Source organism: Pseudonocardia sp. TMWB2A (assembly GCF_017312135.1).
Window position 1 is genome coordinate 1118389 of sequence record NZ_QKQY01000001.1, and the last position, 22316, is coordinate 1140704.

At 57.4% G+C, this 22316-nt stretch carries 19 protein-coding genes; 14 read left to right on the forward strand and 5 right to left on the reverse strand.

Translation table 11 applies throughout. The annotated features are described in order from the left end of the window. Positions 1-37 precede the first annotated feature (37 nt). Positions 38-910, reverse strand: coding sequence for a glutathione-dependent disulfide-bond oxidoreductase (gene yghU, locus DMP17_RS05190; RefSeq protein ID WP_337827997.1), 873 nt, complete (start codon positions 908-910; stop codon positions 38-40). A 261-nt stretch (positions 911-1171) separates the two neighbouring features. Beyond that, complete coding sequence (ubiA, locus tag DMP17_RS05195) at positions 1172-2119, reverse strand: 4-hydroxybenzoate octaprenyltransferase (protein WP_337827998.1); 948 nt, start codon at positions 2117-2119, stop codon at positions 1172-1174. 12 nt (positions 2120-2131) lie between these two features. Here ubiA and DMP17_RS05200 point away from each other — a divergent pair, with 12 nt between their 5' ends. The 5 genes from DMP17_RS05200 (at position 2132) to DMP17_RS05220 (ending at position 11774) form a co-directional block, all read left to right on the forward strand. Then, the gene (locus DMP17_RS05200; RefSeq protein WP_337827999.1) at positions 2132-2884 is read left to right on the forward strand and encodes a 16S rRNA (uracil(1498)-N(3))-methyltransferase; all 753 of its coding nucleotides are present in this window, start codon (positions 2132-2134) and stop codon (positions 2882-2884) included. A gap of 235 nt (positions 2885-3119) precedes the next feature. Then, positions 3120-6089, forward strand: coding sequence for a GEVED domain-containing protein (locus DMP17_RS05205; RefSeq protein ID WP_337828000.1), 2970 nt, complete (start codon positions 3120-3122; stop codon positions 6087-6089). A gap of 232 nt (positions 6090-6321) precedes the next feature. Further along, a complete protein-coding gene (locus DMP17_RS05210) occupies positions 6322-9297 on the forward strand; it encodes a prealbumin-like fold domain-containing protein (protein WP_337828001.1) in 2976 nt (991 codons plus the stop codon). Between the two features lie 90 nt (positions 9298-9387). After that, on the forward strand, positions 9388-10338 hold the full coding sequence (locus tag DMP17_RS05215; protein ID WP_337828002.1) for a proprotein convertase P-domain-containing protein: 951 nt from the start codon (positions 9388-9390) through the stop codon (positions 10336-10338). A gap of 62 nt (positions 10339-10400) precedes the next feature. Next, a complete protein-coding gene (locus DMP17_RS05220) occupies positions 10401-11774 on the forward strand; it encodes a glutamate--cysteine ligase (RefSeq protein WP_337828003.1) in 1374 nt (457 codons plus the stop codon). A 196-nt stretch (positions 11775-11970) separates the two neighbouring features. Here DMP17_RS05220 and DMP17_RS05225 read toward each other — a convergent pair whose 3' ends face one another. Beyond that, positions 11971-13416, reverse strand: a complete 1446-nt coding sequence (locus DMP17_RS05225) for a methyltransferase family protein (RefSeq protein ID WP_337828004.1) — start codon at positions 13414-13416, stop codon at positions 11971-11973. 249 nt (positions 13417-13665) lie between these two features. Here DMP17_RS05225 and DMP17_RS05230 point away from each other — a divergent pair, with 249 nt between their 5' ends. Both DMP17_RS05230 and DMP17_RS05235 read left to right on the forward strand, forming a co-directional pair. Continuing rightward, positions 13666-14835: a M23 family metallopeptidase gene (locus DMP17_RS05230; RefSeq protein WP_337828005.1), complete on the forward strand. Its 1170-nt coding sequence runs from the start codon at positions 13666-13668 to the stop codon at positions 14833-14835. A 1-nt stretch (position 14836) separates the two neighbouring features. Continuing rightward, entirely contained in the window at positions 14837-15220 is a 384-nt protein-coding gene (locus DMP17_RS05235; RefSeq protein WP_337828006.1) for a bactofilin family protein, read from the forward strand. Positions 15221-15612: 392 nt separating this feature from the next. On the opposite strand, the gene DMP17_RS05240 is transcribed toward DMP17_RS05235, so the two are convergent. Beyond that, the gene (locus DMP17_RS05240; protein ID WP_337828007.1) at positions 15613-17142 is read right to left on the reverse strand and encodes a YifB family Mg chelatase-like AAA ATPase; all 1530 of its coding nucleotides are present in this window, start codon (positions 17140-17142) and stop codon (positions 15613-15615) included. A gap of 133 nt (positions 17143-17275) precedes the next feature. On the opposite strand from DMP17_RS05240, the gene DMP17_RS05245 reads away from it, so the two are divergent. The 7 genes from DMP17_RS05245 (at position 17276) to yihA (ending at position 21642) form a co-directional block, all read left to right on the forward strand. Then, entirely contained in the window at positions 17276-17575 is a 300-nt protein-coding gene (locus DMP17_RS05245) for a hypothetical protein (protein ID WP_337828008.1), read from the forward strand. A gap of 112 nt (positions 17576-17687) precedes the next feature. Further along, on the forward strand, positions 17688-18053 hold the full coding sequence (locus DMP17_RS05250; protein ID WP_337828009.1) for an endonuclease domain-containing protein: 366 nt from the start codon (positions 17688-17690) through the stop codon (positions 18051-18053). Positions 18054-18319: 266 nt separating this feature from the next. Next, a complete protein-coding gene (rpmH, locus tag DMP17_RS05255; RefSeq protein WP_337828010.1) occupies positions 18320-18454 on the forward strand; it encodes a 50S ribosomal protein L34 in 135 nt (44 codons plus the stop codon). A gap of 41 nt (positions 18455-18495) precedes the next feature. Then, positions 18496-18909: a ribonuclease P protein component gene (rnpA, locus tag DMP17_RS05260; RefSeq protein WP_337828011.1), complete on the forward strand. Its 414-nt coding sequence runs from the start codon at positions 18496-18498 to the stop codon at positions 18907-18909. A gap of 26 nt (positions 18910-18935) precedes the next feature. Further along, positions 18936-19130, forward strand: coding sequence for a membrane protein insertion efficiency factor YidD (gene yidD, locus DMP17_RS05265; RefSeq protein ID WP_337829759.1), 195 nt, complete (start codon positions 18936-18938; stop codon positions 19128-19130). 92 nt (positions 19131-19222) lie between these two features. Next, the gene (gene yidC / locus DMP17_RS05270) at positions 19223-20995 is read left to right on the forward strand and encodes a membrane protein insertase YidC (protein WP_337828012.1); all 1773 of its coding nucleotides are present in this window, start codon (positions 19223-19225) and stop codon (positions 20993-20995) included. Continuing rightward, positions 20992-21642, forward strand: coding sequence for a ribosome biogenesis GTP-binding protein YihA/YsxC (yihA, locus tag DMP17_RS05275; RefSeq protein WP_337828013.1), 651 nt, complete (start codon positions 20992-20994; stop codon positions 21640-21642). The genes yidC and yihA overlap by 4 nt, the downstream gene beginning before the upstream one ends. Positions 21643-21834: 192 nt before the next feature. On the opposite strand, the gene DMP17_RS05280 is transcribed toward yihA, so the two are convergent. After that, positions 21835-22272 carry a hypothetical protein gene (locus tag DMP17_RS05280; RefSeq protein ID WP_337828014.1) on the reverse strand — a complete coding sequence of 146 codons (438 nt, stop codon included), beginning with the start codon at positions 22270-22272 and terminating at the stop codon, positions 21835-21837. Between the last annotated feature and the right edge of the window lie 44 nt (positions 22273-22316).

Sequence of the window (22316 nt, forward strand, 5' to 3'; positions counted from 1 at the left end):
AGCGTCGCTAGACCAAAATCCCTGCCCGCTTTAAGGTTTAATTCGCCGCCTTATCGGCCGTGCGCAGGTCGAAATCGTTGGCGTCATGGCGTTCGTGGAGTTGTTCTGACAAATCCCCGCGCGTGCGGTTGACGATGCGGCCGCGCTGGACGGCGGGGCGGGCGGCGATGTCTTTTTGCCAACGCCGGACATTGGTATAGCTTGCCACATCGAGGAATTCGGCGGCATTTTCATAGCTGTCGCCCACAACCAGCGCGCCATACCAAGGCCAGATCGCCATATCGGCAATGCTATAATCATCGCCCGCAACATAGCGGCGCTCCGCCAGATTGCGGTCGAGAACGTCCAATTGGCGCTTTACCTCCATCGCATAGCGGTTGATCGGATATTCCATTTTCCACGGCGCATAGGCGAAGAAATGGCCGAAACCGCCGCCGAGCATCGGAGCCGAGCCCATTTGCCAGAAGAGCCAGTTCATCACTTCGGTACGCGCCGGGAGTTCGGTCGGCAGGAACGCGCCGAATTTTTCGGCGAGGTAGAGGAGGATAGAGCCGGATTCAAACAGACGGACAGGTTCTGCACCACTGCGGTCCAGCAAAGCGGGGATTTTGCTGTTCGGGTTGACGTCAACAAAGCCGCTGCCGAACTGGTCGCCGTCGCTGATATTGATGAGCCACGCATCATATTCTGCGCCTTTATGGCCGCTGGCGAGCAATTCTTCGAGCAGGATGGTGACCTTCTGCCCGTTGGGGGTGCCTTGCGAATATAGCTGCAAGGGATGCTTGCCCACGGGCAGTTCCTTTGCATGGGTCGGCCCTGCAATCGGGCGGTTGATATTGGCAAAAGTACCGCCGCTCGCTTTGTGCCACGCCCAGACTTTAGGCGGTGTATAGTCATCGGGGTTCGACATGGTGGCTCTCCTGCGTTGGGGGTAAAGTGGAGATAGGGCGGCGGCGCGCGATTGCCAGTGCCGGGTGCAGGAAAAGGCGGCAAAGCATTTCTTGCGGCTAACCAATGCAAAATTAGCACGCCTGTCCTCAACCTGTGCCCCCGCGCAGGCGGGGGTCCAGAGCGGGCGCGCACGATGCGTCGTTATCGTAAGCCGCACACTACACCGCCCTAGGCGCCCGCCTGCGCGGGAGCACTAGAGTGGCTTATTGGCGGGTTAACCCTATCCGGCGGCCCCCACCACAAAGAACCCCGCCGCCGCCAGCAATCCGGCGAAGCGGTTGGAGCGGAATTTGGCGAGGGCATCGTCGCCATTGTCGGGCTTGAGGGTCGCAACTTGCCATAGAAGATGCAGCGCCATCGGTAGCAATGCGAGCAAAGCGGCGGGCTGCGGGCGCACCTGCCAGATCGCCGCGCACCATAGCGCCAAGGCTATTGCATAGAGCAAGGCCACCCCGCCGCGCACATGATTGCCCATCCTGAGCGCACTTGATTTGATGCCGACCAATGCGTCATCTTCCCGGTCTTGCAACGCGTAAATCGTATCATAGCCGATGACCCAGAAGATCGCGCCTGCATAAAGCAGCAAACCCGCAACCGGCACCCGCGCTTCAATCGCGGCCCAGCCGACCAGCGCACCCCAACTGAACACAAGGCCGAGCCAAGCTTGCGGCCACCAGGTGATGCGCTTCATGAAGGGATAGGCAGCCACCAGCGCGAGGCTCCCCAGCGCCACCAGCTTGGCGGTCATATTGATCTGGAACCACACGATGAGCCCCACCACGCACAGCAAGAGCAACCAGCCCCATGCCGCTTTCAACGACACCGCGCCGCTTGCCAAAGGGCGGCTGCGGGTGCGTTCGACTTTTGCGTCCAAATCGCGGTCGACAATGTCATTATAGACACAGCCCGCGCTGCGCATCGCGATCGCGCCGAGCAGGAACCATAAGAGAAGCGGCCAATGCTCCGGCAATCCGCCCGCCAGCGCCAATCCCCACACGCACGGCCAATAAAGGAGCCACCAGCCAATCGGGCGGTCAAAACGGGCAAGCGCCGCATAGGGGCGCAAGCCGGAGGGCAGCATCCCCATAACCCCGCGCATTTCGGTGTCGGGGGTGATATTGGCGGCGTCGATATTTGGGCTCTTTTCAGAGGCGGCGCGATCAGTCATAGCGCCTCTATTATGCCCGCAACGCCCGCATGGCCACCCGAAAGCGCACCGCGCCTTTATGTATCGACGCCTTTGTCCGAAGGCGCGGCGGTGCCGGTTGACGGCAATGCCGCCCATTATCTGCTGCACGTTATGCGGTTGAAGGCCGGTGACGCGGTTTTATTGTTCGACGGGACCAGCGGCGAATGGCTGGCAAGGGTCGAAGAAGCGCGGAAACGCGACGCTTTGCTTTTGGTGGAGCGCCGGTCGGCAGCGCCGGATCGCGTGCCCGATTTTTGGTTGTGCGTTGCGCCCATCAAAAAAGCGCGGATGGAATGGCTGGTGGAAAAAGCGACCGAATTGGGAGTGGGGGAAATCCACCCGCTGCTGACAAGGCGGTCGGTGGTGGACAAGGTCAACCCCGACCGGATGACCGCGCATATGGTCGAGGCCGCCGAACAATGCGGACGCAACAGCCTTCCTATATTTCAGGAAATACAGCAACTTAAAGCCTTTTTGCAGAATTTCCCCGAAGGGCGCCATCTGTTTTTCGCCGACGAAAATGCGCGGGCAGAAGGCGGGGCGCCTGTCGCGGAAGCGGTCACGAGCCATAGCGGTCCCGGCGCGTTCCTGATCGGGCCGGAGGGCGGCTTTACAGAAGAAGAGCGCGACCTCATCCGCGCGCTCCCGCAAACCGTGCCGGTCTCCCTCGGCCAATTCATCCTGCGCGCCGAAACCGCCGCGATTGCCGCGACGGCGGTATGGATGGCGATAGCGCACTCATAAAAACCACATCGAGGAAAAATTTTGTAAACTCAACCCCGCTCACATCGGGTTTATCGCTATATTTATCCTTCTTTAACCCTAAACCATTAATGGAATAGCATATATTTCAAGCCAGTTTTTTGGAAACCTCGGGTGTTGAAGAAAGGCCTTGCCTTTCGGCCTAGGTAATGTTGAGTTTTTTTTAAGAATGTCTTTCCCTCGCTACCATAAACTTTACATATTCTTGGCAGCCGGTGTGGCAAGCTTGGTCGGCACAGCACCGCTTCATGCAAGTGAAACAACAAACTCCGCTTGGACGCAACCTGACACGCAAACCGCCACTAATACAACACCGTCCGGGGTTCAGATCACCGTAACCTTATCGGGTCCGCCAGAATTCCAGCCGCGATCACCAACCAAGTCGCTTTCCGAAACCGGATCTACTCCAGCCATGCATGGTCCGGGCACCAATTTCCCCATAACAATCGGCGCGCTGGCGGTAAGCACCAACGGGCTCGGCGGCGCGACCAATACATTGCCAGCAGCCGGATATCCTAACGGAACCTGTGGTGTAACCAGCACAACGTCCGCCAATCAAATCCGCCCATGTGGTACGATCACGGTGGACTTCAATCATCCCGTGCGCAATCCGACCTTCCATTTTTCGGGTTTGGGTGGCGTCGCTGATGGCTGGTACGCGTCTGCAAGCCACACTTTTTCGGGATTTAACGGCATCACCGGTTCGTCGGTCAATTTGGCGCTCGTCTCAGGCGAACTCGCGCGCGCCAGTAACAGCGGCGCCTCGTCAAATTGCGGGTCAACATCGCCTCCGGCAGCATGTGGCTCTGTGACAACCAATGCCACGCTAAAGACTTATGCAATCAGACTTAATATGCGATACGACGCTTCTAGTGGGACCCGTTACGCGCCAAGATATTTAAATGACGGTTATCGTTTCCAAATTTCCGTGGATCAGGATTTTGGTGACGCCCCGTCCGGCTATGACCAAGGCTCCGCGGCTGGCCATGTGCTGAGCGATTTGGCGCTGGGCACTGGCGGTGCAGTCACGGCCGATCTGACCACCAGCTTTATCACAGCCGCTCCTGCCTCAAGCCCGAAAGCCGGTACGTCGGCAACGGGCGATACGGATAATGCGTTCACTTCTCTTCCGGCAGTCAATCCAGGCTCGGGACCATTGACCATTACCGTTCCCGTTTCAGGTCTTAGCAAAAATGCGACATTGTGCGGCTGGATTGATTTCAACCGCGGCGGAACATTTGACAATGTGAACGAGCGCGCTTGCGCATCTCCGGCAAGTGGTGCCACCAGCGCCAACTTGACCTGGACCATTCCGACAGGCGCAAATTATGTTGCAGGGGCAAGCTTTGCACGCTTTCGCTTGGGTTATACTGCGGCGCAAGTCCAATCCCCGACGGGTCTTGCCGACAGCGGCGAAGTCGAAGATTATGCCGTTACGCTCAACCCAATGCCGCAATCGGGCATAACCTTGATAAAAAGGTGGATGAATGCGACGCCCAATAATAGGGTGAACTTGACCATAACTGGCGGCACTAGTGCAACTTCAGCAACGTCCCAAGCCGGCGCTCCCGACGAATATGCGGTAAAAGCTACTGCGTCGGGAACCGCAGGAACCACAATCACGCTCTCGGAAAACTTCATCGTCGGTTCGGCAGTCAATTATACCACCACATTCGACTGTAAACGCGACAGTGACGGATCGACAGTTTCGACAAGCGGCAATGGGCTTTCGCGCACGATGACGATGCCAAATTCGGCGGTTACGTGTACCTTCACCAATACCGGGCCCGCACCTGCGCCCAGAACACCGGGCTCCTTAACAGGCGTCAAAACCTGCCCTGCCGCAAACCTGATGAACACGAACCAGACATTGCAGGCTGGTTGGAACCATAACTGGCCACCGAACAATATGAATGCGGATGAAGGCGCGAAGACCGACTTTATAACCTATAGCTCGGCTTTGCCCGGCCCTGGTATCACCTATATTCCTTCCAACACCGCAGGGGTTGCGCGCTTGGTGGATACACAAAATGCCGCCGCCGCCTTGGGCGCGGGCGATTATGTGGACTATATGGTAAGAACCGGCACCGCGCCTGTAAATAAAGCACTGTATCAGATCCGCTATGGCGTGAACAATGAGACGCAGTGGGTCAACGGCTATCCGTTCACTTTCACTATATTGATCTCGACCGACCCGACCTTCGCGACAGCACAGACAATCCTTGCGGACCAAACCACGCCGTTCAATACGTCCGGTGTGTATCAGCCTTATACCCTCAACGTTCCCGCCTCGTCGCGCTTCTTGTTGCAAAACAACACAAGCTATTATTTCCGTGTCTTGCTCTATGCGACCAATGCCAAACCCACCGATTATGACACCGCAATCTGGGATGATTTTGCGATTACCACCGCCGATTGCCTGACCTCCACGGTGCGACTTGCCAAAAGCTGGACGAACGGCACAGCGGGCCATCAAGCGAGTGCGACCACAACCGGCGCGATTAATAATAATGCGACCTTCACTTCGACGGCCCCTACCGCGACCACCGGAACGGCTGTAACCGTCTATCAGGGCGAAACCATCACCCTTCCGGCGGAAAGCTATAGCGGCGGGGCAACTGCGGCGCTTTATAATACAACTGTCGCCTGTACCGGCGGCGCAACGCTTGCCAGCGGGGCGACGGGGCGTTCGATAACGATCCCCAATAATAATACCGCGACAACCTGTACCTATAATAATGCCTTTGTCGGCCCGTTGACGGTCACCAAAACATCGGCACCGGTGTGGGATCCGGCCAATCTGACGACCAACCCAAAAATGATCCCCGGCGCATATATCGATTATACTATCGATGTGAAGAGTCCCGCGACGACGGCCGATTCCAACAGCGTCATCGTTACCGATGCTTTGCCGTCCCAGATTAATTTGTGCGTCGCGGCCGTGGGTCAATGCACCTTGCCGGTAAGATGGACTGTCGGCACGTCCGGCTTGACCTGTACCTATACCAGTCTTGCCAGCACCACCGACGATGTCTCCTTTTCAACCGATGGCACCAACTGGAATTATGTGCCGGTAGCAGGCGCTGAGGGCACCGACCCCGCCATCCGCCATGTTCGTGTGAACCCCAAAGGCGCGATGAACCCCAACAGCCAGTTCAGCATCCTATTGCGAACATTGATCAAATAAAGAGGCCTTCCCTTAAGCGCTTAGAGTTGGAGGGAAGAGGCTCAAAACCGGCGAAAATTGCAGCAAGGGCGGTGCGGAGGCTGCTCTATCGTCCTGATTATCCCCCTTTAAGATGTGACAAGCACAGCCTTGCAAATGTAAAATTGTTTAGCATTGTGCGTGTTTTTGATTACCGGTTATTGGATATTAACCCTTTTTCGACAAGAAAAGCGGTAATTTTCTGATTATGTTTATGGAACGGGTAATGATTTCCGCAAATTCCGCCTCCGCGCAAGTGGAGGAGCGTGTTCAACAAGTCCAAATCGGCGGCACATGCATCTTGTCACGGCTTGGCGCTGCCCTACTCACTTTGGGCACCTATTCGGGCTTGTCTGCGCATAAAAAGCGCAGCTCAGATGTGCACCCGACCGGAACAAAATTCCCCCGCTTCGCACGCATTTTATTCGGCCTGTTCCTGTTGAGCGCTTATGCTTTGGGTTCATCTCAAGCCTATGCGCAAAGCTGCACCGCTATTCCGCAACGCATTACCAATGGAGCGTTGGCGAACAGCTTTACCGGATGGACTCTTTCTCCGACATCAGGCGCTTGGACAACCAACTCGCTCGGCAGCCCAAGCGCGCAGCATTGGGCCAACCAAGGCACCGCCACTGTCACCGTTCCCACCAGCTTTGACACGATTTCGCAGAATATTACCCGCGTTTCGGGCGGCTCCGTGGTCCAGCTTGATATGGCTTGGAATAATGCCCAGCGTAACAGCGGGAGCACAACACCTTGGGACGGCAACCGAGCGCGGTTGGTGGTGCAATATGATGGCGTGATTTATGCCTCACTCTACACATCTTCCTATCAGGGGCTGTCCACTTCTTCGGCCCCAGGACCACGGGGTGATGTGCAATTGGTCGCGGAAAACGGGGCGACGATCCTCTCTGGCACAGCGCCGAATCCGTCCAACGTGACCGGCACCGCGGTATTCAACTGGGCTACCGTTAGAATTCAATTGCCGGACGATATCTCGAATCCCAACGGAACATTCACAATTGGCGTCCAACGTGTCGGAAATGGAATGCCTGCTGGCGAAACCGACGATGTGTATGTCCGCAATGTCTCGTTGCAGTCGCGCTCTGTCTGTCTCGACAAAGTCTCAAACGGCGGCGTCGGCACGTTCGGCTTTACAACGACCGGCCTCGACAATAATCTTGTAACTGCGGGAGACCAATCGACCTTCTCGATCACAACGGTGACAGCAGGAACAGCCGTCGGACGCGATACCGACACGGGCACCACTGGCGCGCAGCCGGCGCTTACAATGAGTTCTGCACCGGTGACGATACAGGAAACAAGTTCCAGCAATGCGGCGCTTGAGCTTAACAGCGTGTCTTGTACCAATGGTGTTACGGCAACAATCAATGGTCAAACCGTGACGCTGGGGACAATTCCGGGCGGCACCCAGATTAGCTGTCGCATTACCAATGCCCCGATCCCGCAATATGGCATTACACTCATGAAAAGATGGTCGAACCCCCTCCGCAATAATGCGGTCAATCTGACCATTAGCGGCGGCACGGGAGCGACGGGCGGCACCTCCCAAGCAGGCACCGCAACTGATACCAATGCGACTGCAACCGGGCGGCAAGGCAGTACGATTACGCTTCAGGAAAATTTTACGACCGGTAACGCCGCAAGCTATACGACGAACTTTGCCTGCACCCGCGATAGTGACGGGAGCAATGTCGCAACCGGGGGCAGCGGCACGTCGCGCACGATGACGATGCCATCGGGTGCTGTCACCTGTATTTTTACCAACAGCATCCCCTTCCCCCCGCCGCTATTACCGCCGGTGTGGACGGGCGCAAAGACCTGCCCGTCGGCTAATCCGATGACGAATGCACTGGGAACACTTAATGCTGGCTGGACGCATAATACGCCTGCCAATACGATCAATCAGGATGAATTTGGCGCGGACTTCCCGTCAAGTAATCAGATTGTCGCGGGTCCGGGCGTTTCCTTGATTCCTTTCAATACAATTGGCGTCACGCGCATGGTCGATACGACCTCCGCCGCCCAAGCTTTTAGCGCTGGCGATTATCTCGACTATAAGGTCACCACCGGCGCAAATCCGGGCGACCGCGCGTTGCAAGCGCTCGCGTGGGGCATCCACAATAGTGGCTCTTATAGTGACTATTATAATTTCCAGTTTTCGGTGCTCGTGTCGACCAGCTCGACCTTTGCAACCGCTCAAACCGCTCTGCAGGATGTGACCACGACCTTCGCGACGAGTGGCGGTTATCAATATTATTATCTGATGATAAACCCGTCATCGCGCGTGTTGCTGCAACCCAATACGACCTACTATTTTCGTGTCTTGCTTTATAATGCGACGGGAACCGGCGGGAAATCCATTGCCGGGTGGGACGATTTCCGCATCTATACGGCGAATTGCGAAACGCAGCAGGTGCAACTTGCCAAAAACTGGACAGGCGGCACGGCGGGCCATCAAGCGAGTGCGACCACAATCGGCGCGATTAATAATAATCCGACCTTCACCTCGACCGCGCCAACGGCGACCACGGGCAGCTATGTGAACCTTTATAAAGGTGAAACCATCACGCTTCCGGCGGAAACCTATGGCGGCGGAGCAACGGCGGCGCTCTATAATACGACCGTTTCCTGTACCGGCGGTACCCCCTTGGCGAGCGGTGCACCGGGACGCTCCATCACCATTCAGGCGAGCAACACGCCCACGACCTGCACCTATACCAATCTCTTTGTCGGCCCGTTGACGGTCACCAAAACATCGGCACCGGTGTGGGATCCGGCCAATCTGACGACCAACCCAAAAATGATCCCCGGCTCATATGTCGATTATACCATCGATGTGAAGAGCCCTGCGACGACGGCGGATTCCAACAGCGTCATCGTTACCGATGCTTTGCCGTCCCAGATTAATTTGTGCGTGGCGGCCGTGGGTCAATGCACCTTGCCGGTAAGATGGACTGTCGGCACGTCCGGCTTGACCTATACCTATACCAGCCTTGCTGGCACCACCGACGATGTCTCCTTTTCAACGGATGGCACCAACTGGAATTATGTGCCGGTAGCAGGCGCTGACGGCACCGACCCCGCTATCCGCCATGTGCGCGTGAACCCCAAAGGCGCGATGAACCCCAACAGCCAGTTCAGCATCCTATTGCGAACATTGATCAAATAAGTGGATTATCATTGATGTTTACGGTAGCAGGAACTGATGACGTCATGTCTCCAGTTTCTGTTACCCCTGCGAATTCTAACCATAACAGCAGTGATATTATGTGCATTCGGCCCGGCGCTATCGTCCGCCGCGCACGCGCAGACCCAAAGCTATCCCAATATAAGCGCGGGTGGCTTTAACCAAAATTGTCCGGCTGCGCCTTTAATTCGCACCTTTTCCGTAACGGCGAGTGGAACCGTCAGCGATATTAATATCGGCCTCCTCATTGAAACCAATTTCCGGCAGGATATGACAGTCACGCTGAAGTCGCCTGCAGGGACCACAGTGCAATTGGTTTCGGGCGTCGGCCAGAATGAAGATAATTTCAATGCGCTGCTGGATGATTCTGCGGCACAACCTGTGTCGGCCTACATAATGCATGAAGGCTCTTTAAGTGCGCCGCCTTATGCCGCCAATTATCGTCCCGCTTCCCCGCTAGCCTCCTTCAACGGACAAAATGCGCAGGGCCAATGGTCTTTGAGCTTGTGCGATTCTACATCGCGCGGAACATCAACCTTCCGCGGTGCCGACCTTTATGTGACCGTCGCACAGACGCCGGATATGTCGATGAACAAAAGCGTTGCGCCTGTAACCGGACAATTTTTGGGCGACTTCATGATCCCCGGCAATGATATACTCTATACCATCACCGTATCGAACCATGGCGCTGGCAGCCCGGACAATGATAGTGTTTTTCTGATCGATAAAGTCCCCTACCGCCTCACCTATTTTCATGGGGATGCCGATGGCAATGGTCCGCGTATCCACCCTGTCCTATTCAGCGGCACAAGGTCGGGATTATCCTTTGACTATAATCGCGATGTCCGTTTTTCCGATGGTCTGAGTGCGCCGACCGGCCTGTCGCAATGCACTTATAAGCCAGTCAGTGGCTATGATCCGCGCGTGCGCTTTATCTGCATCAACCCCAAAGGCGTACAAAACCCGCAAAATGGGGGCACCGCATCGCGCTTCATCATAACCTTTCGCGCGCGGATAAATTAAGCCTAGTCGGCCCAAGGATAAATTGTTTTGCCCGGCCCCGAACTTGGCATTAGGGAAAGGCCATGAGCACACGCACCGACACCGCCAAAGCGGACCCGGTCATCGAACACCGGGACCAACTCATCTTGCCCATGCAGAAGGGCGAAAAGCCCAAGGAACGCTGGCGGATCGGCACCGAACATGAAAAATTTGTGTTCGATGTGCGCGACCATCATGCGCCCGCTTATGACGAAAAGGGCGGCATCCGCGACCTACTCGTGGCGCTGGAACGTTATGACTGGGAGCCGATCGTCGAGGGCGGCAATATCATCGCACTGTCGGGCCGTGATGGCGCGGTGAGCCTTGAACCGGCGGGGCAGCTCGAACTTTCCGGCGCACCGCTTGAAAATCTCCACCAGACCTGCGCCGAAACCGGACGGCATTTGAAACAGGTCAAGGAAGTGGGCGGCGAACTGGGCAAGGGCTTTTTGGGCCTTGGCATGTGGCCGGACAAGACCCGCGCCGACCTCCCGATCATGCCCAAGGGCCGCTATGCAATCATGCTCGACCATATGCCCAAAGTGGGCAGCATGGGGCTCGACATGATGCTGAGAACCTGCACCATCCAGGTCAATCTCGATTATTCGAGTGAAGCCGATATGGCCGAAAAATTCCGCGTCGGGCTTGCGCTGCAACCGCTTGCGACCGCGCTGTTCGCCAATTCGCCCTTCACCGAGGGCAAGCCCAATGGCTATCTATCCTATCGCAGCCATATCTGGACCGACACCGATCCGCACCGCACGGGGATGCTGCCCTTCGTGTTCGAAGACGGGTTCGGCTATGAACGCTATGTCGACTATATGCTCGATGTGCCGATGTATTTTGTCTATCGCGACGGCAAATATATCAATGCGGCGGGCTTGAGCTTCCGCGATTTTATGAAGGGCGAATTGTCCGTCTTGCCCGGTGAATTGCCGCGCGAAAGCGACTGGATCGACCATCTTTCGACCGCATTCCCCGAAGTGCGTCTCAAAAGCTTTCTCGAAATGCGCGGCGCGGATGGCGGCCCGTGGAAACGCATCTGCGCCCTCCCCGCTTTCTGGGTCGGTTTGCTCTATGACCAGAGCGCTCTCGATGCGGCATGGGATCTGGTCAAGGGCTGGACGATGGAAGAACGCCAGTTGCTACGCGACAGCGTGCCGAAACTCGGCCTCGATGCCCCCATCCCCGGCGGCCGCAAGTTGATCGATATAGCGGGCGAAGTGCTGGACATTTCCACCACAGGCCTTGTCGCGCGCGGCGAGGTCAATTCGATGGGCGAAAATGAAAGCGGCTTTCTGGAGCCGCTGCGCGATACGGTGCGCACCGGTAAAGTCCCTGCGCAAAAATTGCTCGACCTCTATCATGGTGCATGGGACGGTGATGTCAGCCCGGTCTATGACGAAATGGCGTTTTGAGGGAAATCGACACCCTATTAGCCCTTCCCTAAAACCGTTGGTCTTGGGCTGTTATCCAAAACCGTTAGCCCTGAGCCTTGGGCTGTTATCCAAAACCGTTAGCCCTGAGCTTGTCGAAGGGCGTTTGTCAGTACTGCGCGCCGTCCTTCGACAAGCTCAGGACTACGGACCTGAAAAATCTAAAGCCAGCCTCGACCTACAACGCAGGCGGGCTGTCCGTCCGCAACACCGCGGTCCTCGGCGTCTTGCGGAACAGGCGGTTGAGTGTCTTGGTCACCGGCGCATAACGTTCCGCCCAGTTCCAATACGCCACATAGGCAGGATCGGCGAGCAGATGCTTTTCTTCGGTCTTGGCGCGCCAATAATAAACGCCGCTCACCAGCGCCAGCATCACCGTGTTGCGCACCATGTCGACCATATTCCCGTTGGTCACAAAGAAGGGCAAGGTCGCGAGCCACCAGAAGCTATTCTTGGAAATATAGGCCGGATGCCGGACAAAGGCATAAGGCCCGTCGGTCAGCACCCCGCGATGGGTGAGGTTGGAAAAGCGCAAACCGAACGCAATCGTCGCCCACGCATAAATAGCGGTCAAAAATATCAATATGCCGCCATAAACAGCGAGCAGCACCGGCTGGCCCGCCATCCATTGCGCCCAACTGCCATCGCCATAGGTGGCGTGGCGATAATCAAGGATGCTGCCTTCGCCCATCATCACAAAGGGCGGATAACAGATTAACGCGGCCACCCATCCGGCAAGGAAGGGATTGGCCGAACGGATGTGGGAATCCAGCGGCTTCATCGTCAGCAAATAGCCGACCATCGCGACATGCACGTCGAACAGGAACATAAGGTTGATGAGCGCCATGCTGATCCGCACCGGATCGCCTTCGATTTGATCGAGCGGCATATTGATGATGCCCGCAAAATTGCCCGGCACAATCGAGAGCATGAAGGCGATGAAAAAGCCTTTGACGCCCCAAGCGCGCCAGTGGCGGTAAATTTCTTCGCGATCGGCGTCTTTGCGCCCGAGCAACCATGCGCCGAACGCATAAGCGCCGTCCTTAGGTTCGCGCAACCGCCTGTCGAGCCAGATTACATAAGGGATGGTGATAAGCGCGATAAAGGGCATCCAGCCCATCAGCACATCCATCGCAAACACATAATCGCCGCGCCAATACCAGCGCGCGATGCAATAAACGAAGGCGATAATCGCCCAGGTCGCCCATAGCCCCGCTATTTTGGTAAAGCTGATGCTCTTAATGTCGGCAAAGGCGCGTGGCGGGCCGTCCCAATCAATGCCGGTGGTCGGATTGCGGTGGACTTTGTCGACAAAGATCGACCAGGCGACCATCGGTATCCCCGCCGCCAGCACACAGGTCAGCGCCGAATAGCGGCCATCCATGCCATAGAGACGCGCGATGGTCACCCAGACCAGCAAACCGGCAACACCCAGCCAGCCGACCACCGGACTCCAGCCCGACGGCGGCTTTACCGGCGAGATTTCCGAACCGGTTTCCGCACTGGTTCCGGCACCGGTTCCGGCACTGGTTTTGGAACCATTTTGCGGTGGGAAACCTGTGTTTTCACTTGTAAAATTAGATTTACTGTTCTGCGAATCACTTTGCGAATCGGTAACCGCCATAAGGCTAACTTCCTGATTTTATTTGATTTCCACCGCAAAGATCATGGTATCAGCAAATGGTAATTATGTCGTGAACGATATTTTGTTCATTTTCGGTTCATGCGCAAAAGGCATGAGTTTCTTCGACTGGCCGCAAACCGCTTTCGACTCGTCACGAGTCCGGAGGCTATGATTCGGATTCCGGTCCCCTTCCTGTTACAGGCCCCCCAATCAATTTCAGAGCCAATAAGAGCACGGGGTCGTAAACACGTGAAAAATTCAGGAAAACGGGAAGCGCTGCAACAGCGGCTTGCCTCCCTGTTTCAGGATCGCGAACTATTCCTTCGCACAGAAGGCCATGTGAAGTTCCTGAAAATTACTGCAAAAGCTCAGCGCACCGCGGCCATCTCGGCTGCGGCGCTTGTCGTGGGATGGGTCGGCTTCACCGGCTTCATGTTCACCAGCCATGTTTTGACAGCAAATGAACGCACGGAACTCGCGGCCAAGGAAGTCGCCGTTGCGCGCTCCGAAAGCAAAGTGGAAGCCTATCGCGACCGTGTGGAAAGCACGGCCGCCGAGCTTGAAGCCCGCCAAAAATATCTCGAAGCGTTGATGAGCACCCATGTTGCGCCCGATGCCCCGCCATCGCCCGAAGCAACACCTGCTATCAAACCTGCTGCTGCCAACCAGATTAAGGGCGGGACGCCCGACATCGCGAAAGAACTCGCAGCGCTTGATGCCATCCGCGTGCGACAGGATGCGCTTGCGGCACAATTGTTGAGCCTTGCGACCGACCGCACTGCGCGGGCCGAAGCGGCAATTCGCGACCTTGGGATCAATCCCGCCGTGCTTGCCGCCAATGCGCGTCAAGGCATGGGTGGTCCGTTCCTGCCTTTGCCGGAATCGCGCCTCATCAAAAAAATCAAAGATCCTGTGATGTTGAAGCTCAACAGCCTGTTCAACCATATGGCATCGCTTGAACAGGCGTTGGTGGCGCTTCCTTCGGGCCAGCCCTCGGTCGTCATGATGACGTCGTCCAGCTATGGCTATCGCAGCGACCCGTTCACCGGCGCAGGCGCGATGCACTCCGGCCTCGATTTCCCCGGCCCCATCGGTTCGCCGATCATGGCCTCGGCCCCCGGCGTGGTGAGCTTTGTCGGGCAAAAGTCGGGTTATGGCAATGTCGTCGAGGTCGATCATGGCAGCGGCTTTATGACGCGCTATGCCCACCTTTCCGGTTTCGACACGCGCGTGGGCGCGAAAGTATCGGCCGGACAGAAAATCGCGCGCATGGGCTCGACCGGACGGTCGACCGGCTCGCATCTCCATTTTGAAGTCCGTCTTAACGGCGAGGCGCTGGACCCTCGCAGATTTTTGGAGGCTGATACGGATGTTCTCGCGGGGCAAATTCACAGACGAAGAGACGGCTCCCCCTTCTAGAATGGCCACAGGGGGGCGCAACACCACATTTTCGATCATCGGTTCGGATGTTGTCATTACCGGCAATATCGCCGCATCGGTGGACCTCCATGTCGACGGGCAGGTCGAAGGTGACCTCACCTGCGCCGCGCTGGTGCAGGGCGAAGGCAGCCGCATCACGGGTGCGATTACCGCCGAAAGCGCACGACTTGCGGGGCGGGTCGAAGGCTCGATCAACGCCAAGCTGCTGGTCGTCGAACGCAGCGCACGCATTACGGGGGATGTCAGCTATGACAATCTCACCATCGAACCTGGAGCCCAAGTCGATGGCCGCTTCACCCAGCGCGACAAAGCGACGGACCTGCATCTGGTAACGGATAATATGGACCATAGCGTCGCGGGGTGATGGAGGGGACCGTCGCGTGCCATGCGGTTGACGTGTGCGCTGCTTACACCAAGGTTTACGGTCGCGCGCTTTACCCTTTCCATGAGGGACGCTCCACAATCTCCCTCCGCCGTTCGCCCGCCGCAAAATTTACCCCGTCCGTTCATCACGCTTGGTATGTTCTCCCTCCTCCGTTCGTCCTGAGTAGGCCCGCAAGGGCCGTATCGAAGGATGGTCGAATAGCGCCCATTGTCAGCAATCAAATATAGTTTCCGTCACCCCGGCCCTTCGATACACCAGCTTGTCCTGCGGCCAAGCTGCCACTCAGGGCGAACGGTTGGGGGGTGGTGGCGCGCTATACAGGGAAGATTAGGAGTAAAGCTCCGCGGCTTTCCCTTCTCTCCTTCCCCCCTTCAATTCCGCGGCGCTTGCCTTCTGTAACTCAGCGCCTCGGCGACATGGACGCGGCTTACTATATCCGCGCCTGCCAAGTCCGCAATCGTGCGGGATACCCGCAAAATCCGTGTATAGCCGCGCGCGGAGAGGCGCATGGCTTCGGCGGCTTGGGCCAATAATTGGCGTCCGGCCTCGTCGGGCATGGCGTGGGTGTCGAGCCATTTGCCGTCACATTCCGCATTGGTGCGCGGGCCGTCCGGGCCATAGCGGGCGGTTTGCCGCGCGCGGGCGGCCACCACGCGGGCGCGCACTTCGGCGGACCCTTCGGCGGGTGGCGGCATGACCAGATCGGCAGCGGTGACGGCTTCGACCTCGACATGAAGGTCAATCCGGTCGAGCATCGGCCCCGATACTTTGGCCTGATAATCCGCCGCACAGCGCGGCGCGCGCGAACAGCCGAGCGCCGGATCTCCCAAATGCCCGCAACGGCACGGGTTCATCGCGGCAATAAGCTGCACCCGCGCGGGGAAAGTGACGTGGCTGTTCGCGCGCGCCACACTTATCTCGCCGGTTTCGAGCGGTTGGCGCAGGCTGTCGAGGACGGTGCGCTGGAATTCCGGCAATTCGTCGAGGAATAACACACCCAGATGCGCCAAACTGACCTCGCCCGGCTTCACCCGCAAGCCGCCGCCGACCAGCGCAGGCATCGAGGCGCTATGATGCGGGCTGCGGAACGGACGGGTGCGCACCAGCCGCCCGCCGTCCAATGTCCCGGCGACACTCGCGACCATCGACACTTCGAGCGCCTCGGCGGGTGTCAGGTCGGGGAGTATGCCGGGAAGGCAGGACGCCATCAAACTTTTGCCCGCGCCCGGCGGCCCGCACATCAGCAGATTATGCCCGCCCGCCGCCGCGATTTCGAGCGCGCGCTTGGCGACCTCCTGGCCTTTGACCTGCACAAGGTCGGTCGCATGGACCGGCTCTTCCATCTGTCCCGGCTGGGGCGGAGGCAGGCGCGTCGTGCCACGAAAATGGTTGAGGAGCGCGAGCAGGTCTGGCGCGGCAATCACTTCGACCTCGCCCGCCCATGCCGCTTCCGCGCCTTGGGCGAGCGGGCAGACCAGCCCCATCTCCTGCGCGCCCGCATGGAGCGCAGCGAGCAGCACCCCGGGCGACGGTGCAATCCGCCCGTTCAGCCCCAATTCTCCGACGAAAATATAATGGCGCAACGCTTCTGCATCCATCACCCCCATCGCGCCGAGCAAGGCGAGCGCAATCGGCAGGTCATAATGCGAGCCTTCCTTGGGCAGGTCCGCAGGCGACAGGTTGACCGTCACCCGTTTGGGCGGAAAGCTTAAACCCAGCGCCGCAATCGCGCCGCGCACCCGCTCGCGGCTTTCGCCCACCGCTTTGTCGCCAAGGCCGACCACGCTGAACGAGGGCATACCGGGCGTAAGCTGGCACTGCACCTCTACGCTGCGCGCCTCGAGGCCAAGATAAGCGACGGTTTGAACCAGTGCGACCAGACAAGCCCCCTTTGCGGCCAAGGCGCCGCGCATCCTCATTCCCTATTTGTTCTCGCTTCCTACACGCCGGTCCGCCCCGGAGTCGAGATGAAATTTCAAGCGCGTGACCTCCTTTCTCTTGTCAAGCCGCCCCGCCTGTCCCACTTTCGATAGCATGATGGCGCATTATCATCGCTGGCGGCAAAACAGCACGGTAAGATTGTGCCTGTTTATCGTCGGTATTTTGCTGATTATCACCGCGCCGCTGGTCGGCGTTATCCCCGGCCCCGGCGGCTTGGTAGTATTCGCGCTGGGCTTGGCGCTGGTGTTGCAGAATTCGCGCTGGGCCAAGAAACGCTATGTCGCGTTCAAGCGCCGCTGGCCCAAACATGGCGAATGGACCGACTGGGGCCTGCGCCGCGAAAGCTATAAACGCCGGACAGAGTTAGCGAAACAACAAGAGGATGGAGGGTAGGAAATGCGCGTTACCCTTCTTCTCCCTTGATGGGAGAAGGATATGAAGTCTTGGCGACGAAGGAGGCTAGACGCAGTTGGATGAGGGTGTTCTCTCCGCTAATATCCCGCAAATGAAGCATATACCGCCGCCAAAATCTATTCCTAGAGCGCGTTCATTACGCAAAAACGCAACGCCATTGGAGCAACAATTGTGGAAAGATTTACGTGAATATTGGCCGGATATGCGGTTCCGCCGACAAGTGCCTATCGCACATTATATTGCAGATTTTGCATCGCATCGCCTGAAACTGGTTATCGAACTGGATGGTGGTCAGCATAATCAAGCGGTGGATGCGAACAGAAGCCAAATCATTGAACAGCAAGGCTATAAAATCATTCGCTTTTGGAATAACGATTATCGGGATAATCGGGAGGCGGTGCTGGAGCGACTTGCCGGTGCGATTGCGGAGAGGTCACCCTCATCCAGCTACGACTAGGCAGCACGCTGCCAAGTCTTCGCATCCTTCTCCCATCAAGGGAGAAGAATCCTCGCCTCGTGTCCCGGCCCTTCCCCACTTCGTGCCCTCCCCTTCGTCGGCTTCTTGCCTCGCCCCTTCCCCGCCGCTTTTCCTGCCCTTTCTGCGCCAGTCCCTGTTGACTTTTACAAAGAATCTGCCTAATCGCGCCTCCCATGGCGGCCGCATGACCCGGTTGGGTGCGCGGCCTTTCACTTTTTTGACGATATTATTTAAGGACGATCGCGATGAAGCGCACTTTCCAACCCAGCAATCTCGTGCGTGCGCGCCGTCACGGTTTCCGCACCCGCATGGCAACCCCCGGTGGCCGCAAGGTTATCCGCGCGCGCCGCGCCCGTGGCCGCAAGGTTCTGTCCGCGTAATTTTACGCGCGATTGCTCACGCCTGTCGTAGATAGCAATCCATGACCGCGCCCGCCCTTTCCGGCGGAGTGAACTCCACCCAATATGACAAAGCGGGGCCTGCCGATGCACGTCCCGCTTTGCCGATTCGCACGATGCGTGCGCGGCGCGAATTTCTTGCCGCCAATAAAGGCGCGCGCTTTCCCTGCCCTTCGGTGCTGCTGATTGTCCATGACCGCAAGGATGGTGATGCCGCCATCGGCTTGGGGCTTACCGTTACCAAGAAGATCGGCAATGCGGTGGTGCGCAACCGGATGAAGCGCCGCTATCGCGCGCTCGCCGCCGAGTTGCTGCCGGTTTATGGTATCGCGGGCGCCGACCATGTGTTTATCGGCCGCCATAGCGCGGTCGAGCGCGATTTTGACGCGATGCGCCGGGATTTGAAAAATGCGTTAAAACGGGCGGCGCGACCTTGAACCGTAACCCGCTCGCCTTACTTGTTGTGCTGGTTGCGCGCGGCTGGCAATGGGGCCCGTCGCGTATCCTGCCACCATCCTGCCGTTATGCGCCAAGCTGTTCGCAATATATGATCGAAGCGGTGCAAAAATATGGGGCGTTAAAGGGTGGCTGGTTGGGCACAAAACGGATATTGCGCTGCCATCCATGGGGGGGCCACGGGTATGACCCGGTCCCGTGACATGATTAGATAATCAACCGACCCGCTGCCTATAGGCGAGCCGGACTATAGGGGCCGCACTGTAAGGGCCGTAAAACAAGGGATATATCCTGGTGAAGGACGACAAGAATAATCTCATGCTCGCGCTGGTGCTGACCGCAGCGATTCTGCTCGGCTGGCAATTTCTCGCGCCGCGATTCTTTCCGCAACTTGCGCCCAAGCCTGCCGCGACCAAGACGGTGGACGGCAAAACCGTCGCGGGCAAAAATGGCGCGGGCATAGCGGCAGAAGCACCGGCGCAGAAAGCCGTGCCGCTCGCGCAGGCGCTGGCCACCACGCCGGACGCACCGGGCGGGCGCGTAGCCATCGAAACGCCGACGCTCAAAGGCTCGCTCAATCTCACCGGCGCGCGCATCGACGATCTGGTCCTCACCAAATATAAAGAAACGCTCGACAAAAATTCGCCCGATGTGCGCCTGTTTGCACCGGGCGGCACCGACCATGCCCATTTTGCAGGGCTGGGCTGGACCGGCCAGGGCATCAAGCTGCCCGACAGCAATACGGTGTGGACCGCAAGCGGTACCACATTGACGCCCGCATCGCCCATCACCCTGTCGTGGAATAATGGCGAGGGCCAATTGTTCCAGATCGACCTTAAGGTTGACGACAAATATCTGTTCACCGTTGACCAGAAAGTGTCGAACAGCGGCGCCGGTGCGGTGTCGGTTGCGCCTTATGCGTATGTAAACCGCCTTGGCATCCCCAAGGATCCCGATAGCTGGACCATCCATGTCGGTCCGATGGGCGTGTTTGACCGTGCCGCCGATTATGACGTCAATTTCGATGATGTCGATGCGGCAGGCGCGAACGGCATTGGCCGCACCATGACCGGCGGCTGGCTCGGCTTTACCGACAAATATTGGCTGTCCGCCGTTATTCCTGCGCAAAATGCCAAAGTGAACGGCGCATTCCGTGCGAGCCAGGGCCTTGGCGGCAAGAAGCTCTACCAAGCCAATTTCGCGGGCAATGATACCATCATCGCGCCGGGCAAAATGGCGACCTCGCAAAGCATGATTTTTGCCGGGGCCAAGGAAACCCGCACGCTCGAAAATTATTCCAAATTCATCCCGATGATCGACTATTCGATCACCTGGGGCTGGTTCTGGTTCTTTGAAAAGCCGATTTATAAGGTGCTGATCTGGCTGGTCGGCCTTGTCGGCAATTTCGGTCTGGCGATCATCTTGCTGACCTTTTTAGTGCGCGGGTTGATGTTCCCGATTGCGCAAAAGCAATTCCACTCGATGGCGCATATGCGCATCGTCCAGCCGAAGATGAAACAGCTTCAGGAAAAATATAAGGACGACAAGCCGCGTCTCCAGCAAGAGATGATGAAGCTTTATAAGGAAGAGAAGATTAATCCGCTTGCGGGCTGTCTCCCCATCCTTTTGCAAATCCCGGTTTTCTATGCGCTTTATAAGGTGTTGATGCTGTCGATTGAGATGCGGCATCAACCGTTCATCGGCTGGATCAAGGATTTGTCCGCGCCCGATCCGTTGCATATCCTGAACCTGTTCGGCCTGCTCAATTTCACCCCGCCTGCCTTCCTCGGCATCGGTGTGCTGGCGCTGTTGCTCGGCTTTACCATGTGGCTCCAATTCCGCCTCAATCCGCAGCAGATGGACCCGATCCAGCAACAGATGTTCTCGATCATGCCGTGGATCATGATGTTCGTGATGGCCCCGTTTGCGGCAGGCTTGCTGCTCTACTGGATCACCTCGAACATCCTCACCATCGCCCAGCAAAAGCTGCTCTATAATAAATATCCGCAGCTTAAAGAGCCGCTCACCAAATTGGTGACCCATGAAGGGCCGAAGGAAGCGAAGTGAGTGACGATTTGAAACCGGATGCAGAAACAGCCGAACGGGCCCGCAAGCTGTTTGCGGGTCCGGTCGCCTTTCTGAAATCCGCGCCTGCGCTGCAATTTCTGCCCGACCCGTCGGTGCCGGAAGTCGCCTTTGCGGGGCGTTCCAATGTTGGCAAGTCCTCCTTGCTGAACGCGCTCACCAACCGCAATGGCTTGGCGCGCACATCAAACACGCCGGGCCGCACGCAGGAGTTGAATTTCTTTGACGTGGGCGAACCGCCTGCTTTCCGGCTGTGCGATATGCCGGGTTACGGCTTTGCCAAAGCGCCCAAGGAGCTGGTCAAAAAATGGCGGTTTCTGGTCAATGATTATCTGCGCGGACGTCAGGTATTAAAGCGCGTCCTCGTCCTCATCGACAGCCGCCACGGCATCAAGGATGTTGACCGCGACATTATGAAGATGCTCGATGAAGCCGCCGTCGTCTATAATCTGGTGCTGACCAAGGCCGACAAGATCAAGCCGACCGAACTCGCCGCCGTCCTAGAACGCACCGCCGCCGAAGCCAAAACAAGGCCCGCCGCGCATCCCGACATCCTCGCGACCTCAAGCGAGACGGGCTATGGCATGGCCGAACTGCGCGCGATGGTGCTGGCAGCCGCGGAGGTTTGAGGTCAGGCTGGAGCTAGACTCTCCATGCCTCCCAAAAGCTGACCACATCCGTCATTGCGAGCCGCGAAGCGGCGCGGCAATCCAGAGCGGCGCTTGCGGTTCAATATGCCTCCGCGACAAAACTATCCAGCTCGTTGAACTCTTCAAAGGTCAGAAGGGCGATCTGCACCAGCAACATCCTTCACAAAAGCTTCAATATTTTTCGTATTTTCTTAAAGGTCGGAGTCTTCTAATTCTGCGCGCCGTTGGATGCGGCAGCCTCGTTTCAAAGAGGCTATACTCCAACGCAGCGTCTTCAAATCCTAAGTTGCTCGCACGCTTTAACCAATATCGATAGCGTGTAAGATCGTTCACATTAAAATAAGATATGGCTAGATTATAGGCGGCGCGTCCATCCCCTGCTTTGTAAGCGCGATAATAGAGGGCGAAGGCTTCCATCGGCACAATCGAGCCTGTTTCAGTTAGCAAGTCTGCTATTACTATCATCGCATCGGTATGACCATGGAGCGCGAGTGACCGCATGAGAGGTTGCCAAAAACCCCGTGCGCCACCCACTTGCTCGCGGGTCAAAATTGCCGCCTCATACAAGCGTTCAGACCTATCTGATTTTGATCTTTTCATAATATTCAATCACACAAACTACATAATAAGCGGCAAAAAGGGGGTGACCCTAG

Coding starts and splice junctions, on each gene's coding strand:
- yghU (WP_337827997.1), bottom strand. CDS start 910: ATGTCGAACCCCGATGACTATACACCGCCTAAAGTCTGGGCGTGGCAC.
- ubiA (WP_337827998.1), bottom strand. CDS start 2,119: ATGACTGATCGCGCCGCCTCTGAAAAGAGCCCAAATATCGACGCCGCC.
- DMP17_RS05200 (WP_337827999.1), top strand. CDS start 2,132: ATGCCCGCAACGCCCGCATGGCCACCCGAAAGCGCACCGCGCCTTTAT.
- DMP17_RS05210 (WP_337828001.1), top strand. CDS start 6,322: ATGGAACGGGTAATGATTTCCGCAAATTCCGCCTCCGCGCAAGTGGAG.
- DMP17_RS05220 (WP_337828003.1), top strand. CDS start 10,401: ATGAGCACACGCACCGACACCGCCAAAGCGGACCCGGTCATCGAACAC.
- DMP17_RS05225 (WP_337828004.1), bottom strand. CDS start 13,416: ATGGCGGTTACCGATTCGCAAAGTGATTCGCAGAACAGTAAATCTAAT.
- DMP17_RS05235 (WP_337828006.1), top strand. CDS start 14,837: ATGGCCACAGGGGGGCGCAACACCACATTTTCGATCATCGGTTCGGAT.
- DMP17_RS05245 (WP_337828008.1), top strand. CDS start 17,276: ATGATGGCGCATTATCATCGCTGGCGGCAAAACAGCACGGTAAGATTG.
- DMP17_RS05250 (WP_337828009.1), top strand. CDS start 17,688: ATGAAGCATATACCGCCGCCAAAATCTATTCCTAGAGCGCGTTCATTA.
- rpmH (WP_337828010.1), top strand. CDS start 18,320: ATGAAGCGCACTTTCCAACCCAGCAATCTCGTGCGTGCGCGCCGTCAC.
- rnpA (WP_337828011.1), top strand. CDS start 18,496: ATGACCGCGCCCGCCCTTTCCGGCGGAGTGAACTCCACCCAATATGAC.